The following is a 472-nucleotide window of genomic DNA, read 5'->3' on the forward strand; positions in this document are numbered from 1 at the left end:
CAGTCCCTTGGATTGAAACCAGGGAAGATGAACCTCGCCGAAATCCTCAATATCTTCCCAGCCCTCAGCCCCGCCGATCACGGCACAGACGGTGAGAAACAGGACATCGTAGAAGGGATAATAAATCTTGGCATGCTGGCGAGGGTCGTGAATATTGTCGAAGAACTGAGCGAAAACGGCATCAATAGACATGAGAGCACTCCTGAAAAGGAGCATGAGATCACAGCCGGATCACCAGGTCAAATTTCAGGGTGAGGATGTGAGCAAATTGTTAACTATGGAAATCATGGAAATTATCATTTTTTGGATTTCATGCGCATTTTTTGAGCTGAAATGACGTGCAGTGACGATTAAAAAGTGTGAAGGCGATCCTGACTATAAAGTTAACTGCATATCACAGGCCTATAAGTATTTGTTTTGTAGGCAAAAAACTATTTTTAATTTTTAACAAAATGTTCACGATCTCGCCCTG

General features: G+C 43.0%; 1 protein-coding gene. It reads right to left on the bottom strand.

Annotated features, from left to right (window positions below; translation table 11 throughout):
* A partial coding sequence (locus tag MUW49_RS20895; RefSeq protein ID WP_244813167.1) for a transposase family protein occupies positions 1-192 on the bottom strand: 192 nt, incomplete at its 3' end.
* Positions 193-472: the final 280 nt, after the last annotated feature.

Origin of the sequence: Aeromonas sp. LsrichE-8G (assembly GCF_022869435.1) — a bacterium.
GTDB lineage: Bacteria > Pseudomonadota > Gammaproteobacteria > Enterobacterales > Aeromonadaceae > Aeromonas > Aeromonas caviae.